The organism is Undibacterium sp. SXout20W (assembly GCF_049340285.1).
GTDB lineage: Bacteria > Pseudomonadota > Gammaproteobacteria > Burkholderiales > Burkholderiaceae_D > Undibacterium.
Genome location: NZ_JBMPPH010000098.1, coordinates 1 through 1,819 on the forward strand (window position 1 = coordinate 1; position 1,819 = coordinate 1,819).

The 1,819-nt window shown below is 40.2% G+C and carries 4 protein-coding genes and 1 pseudogene; all 5 read right to left on the reverse strand.

Features of this window, described 5'->3' with window-relative positions; translation table 11 throughout:
* Positions 1 to 218: 218 nt before the first annotated feature.
* Positions 219 to 551 carry a hypothetical protein gene (locus tag ACO0K1_RS20095; RefSeq protein ID WP_423028965.1) on the reverse strand — a complete coding sequence of 111 codons (333 nt, stop codon included), beginning with the start codon at positions 549 to 551 and terminating at the stop codon, positions 219 to 221.
* A 17-nt stretch (positions 552 to 568) separates the two neighbouring features.
* Positions 569 to 721, reverse strand: coding sequence for a DUF3309 family protein (locus ACO0K1_RS20100; protein ID WP_423028968.1), 153 nt, complete (start codon positions 719 to 721; stop codon positions 569 to 571).
* Positions 718 to 1,035, reverse strand: coding sequence for a hypothetical protein (locus ACO0K1_RS20105; protein WP_423028970.1), 318 nt, complete (start codon positions 1,033 to 1,035; stop codon positions 718 to 720). Before ACO0K1_RS20105 ends, ACO0K1_RS20100 begins: the two co-directional genes overlap by 4 nt.
* Before the next feature lie 197 nt (positions 1,036 to 1,232).
* A complete protein-coding gene (locus ACO0K1_RS20110) occupies positions 1,233 to 1,628 on the reverse strand; it encodes a hypothetical protein (RefSeq protein WP_423028972.1) in 396 nt (131 codons plus the stop codon).
* A gap of 73 nt (positions 1,629 to 1,701) precedes the next feature.
* A pseudogene (locus ACO0K1_RS20115) lies at positions 1,702 to 1,819 on the reverse strand (IS30 family transposase); the annotation flags it as partial.

Sequence of the window (1,819 nt, forward strand, 5' to 3'; positions counted from 1 at the left end):
GTAAGATGTGTGTATGTCATTTCGGGCAACTTTGACTTGGAGGTCTGGAAGGCCGGATGCTACTGCATCTTCCCACCTTTAACCATTTATCTTCAGTTGCACTTCATAGTTGAACTCGCGATTTTAATTCGTAGGCAAAAGTCTGAAATATCAAGGTTCCGATATGAATGAGCTTTTAATTTAAATCGCCAACTCATAGTCGCAATGGTTCGCTTAATTTACCGAAAATTTTCTGTGTTGTTTTTTGCCGCCGCCAGATCTTCTACGAGCTGTTTTTTTGCCTCCTTAATGCATTGCTTCTTATCTGACGCTGCTACTATTTTGCAAGCGACGATGGCCTCTTGATAGACGGCATAAGCTTCTTTCTTTAGTGTTGCAAAATAGGCCTCCGGGGTGTCTTTTTCTTGATACCAGCGCTGTGGATCACCTTGCTTTGCTATGTCGTTATCTTGCCTTTGTTCTGCAATACAAGCAGTTGTGAAGAAAAAGGAAGCACACACAAATATGAGTGGGTATAGTCTTCTTGCTGACTGATGATTAAATATATACATAATAGTTCCTAAAAAATTTAGAGTCGCCCCGTAAGCAACATAATGAGCAGAATAATGATAATCAAGCCGCTCAAGCCACTCGGGCCATATCCCCAATTGCGACTATGAGGCCATACGGGAATGGCACCCACTAAAATAAATAATAGTAGGATCAGGAGAACGAGGCTCATAATATTTGTTCCTTTTTGAGTTCGTTTCTTTTAACTTCTTCTTTAAAATAGCTGTATGTCGATACAAACGCACGATGCAAAACTTCGATATGTTCTTTCAAACTTTCCCAATTATCAGCACTCGCTGCTTTTAATTCATCTAATTTGGACCGTAGTTCAACCAATTTAATTCGCAGATCAGTCATTTCGTTGGTATATGCAACATGAGCTTGATGTGATTTTTCTTTGATGGTTTTTTCAAGATCATCCAACGTCAAAGTTAGTTCGTCTAACTGTGCATGTATTTTGTTGATATAGCTGTCGTGTTGGTTCATGGTTATTTCCATTTCTTGGCAGGTTAGGGGGACAGCAGGTGATATTCAGAGATATGATTCGTAAAGTTGTAAAATGCAAAGTTGTAAAATGCAACGATGTAAAACACAACGATGTAAAACACAACGATGTAAAACACAACGATGTAAAACACAACGACGTAATACTGGGAGATGTGATTTCAAAAAAGCCAGATCATTTAGATTTTTGAATACTCGCCCCGCTGATATTTCCATTCCTGAATATAATCAAAATCACTTTGCGTGATTTCGCTCGGCGGCGGGAAATCCAGATTGAGTTGAAGTCGTTCTTCGAATTCTGTTAGTTTATGGCTGCGGATGAGCGTAGCCATTGCTGCACCAGATAGCGCTCCGGTCGCGATGCCTATCAGTGCTCCGATAAAAATTCCCGATCCAATGGATATTGAATATGAAAAAAATATCGGCGAAAGAGGATTTGGACCTGGAAGTATAACGCGACAGATCCAGAACGAAATTGCCCCGATAATAGCGCCTAAAGAACTGCCGTATAAAACCCCTCCGATGACGAGACAAGGTGAGTTACCAAATGAAACATGAGGGACGCGATCAATCATGTTGTTTTCCTTTGTTATTTGCAGTTTCAATGCATGATTTTTTAAAATAATGCTTGGTTATTATTGGGCGGATTCAATTTCGAAGTGCAACCACATGTTGATGCGATTGTAACTGCTTCATAAATACTTGGTGCGGCGTTTTGAAGCCGAGACATTTTCTGGGACGATGATTTAAGCTGTTCATCGCCCAT

Excerpts from the sequence above, each read along its gene's own strand:
- ACO0K1_RS20095 (WP_423028965.1), bottom strand. The coding sequence starts at position 551 with ATGTATATATTTAATCATCAGTCAGCAAGAAGACTATACCCACTCATA.
- ACO0K1_RS20110 (WP_423028972.1), bottom strand. The coding sequence starts at position 1,628 with ATGATTGATCGCGTCCCTCATGTTTCATTTGGTAACTCACCTTGTCTC.
- ACO0K1_RS20100 (WP_423028968.1), bottom strand. The coding sequence starts at position 721 with ATGAGCCTCGTTCTCCTGATCCTACTATTATTTATTTTAGTGGGTGCC.
- ACO0K1_RS20105 (WP_423028970.1), bottom strand. The coding sequence starts at position 1,035 with ATGAACCAACACGACAGCTATATCAACAAAATACATGCACAGTTAGAC.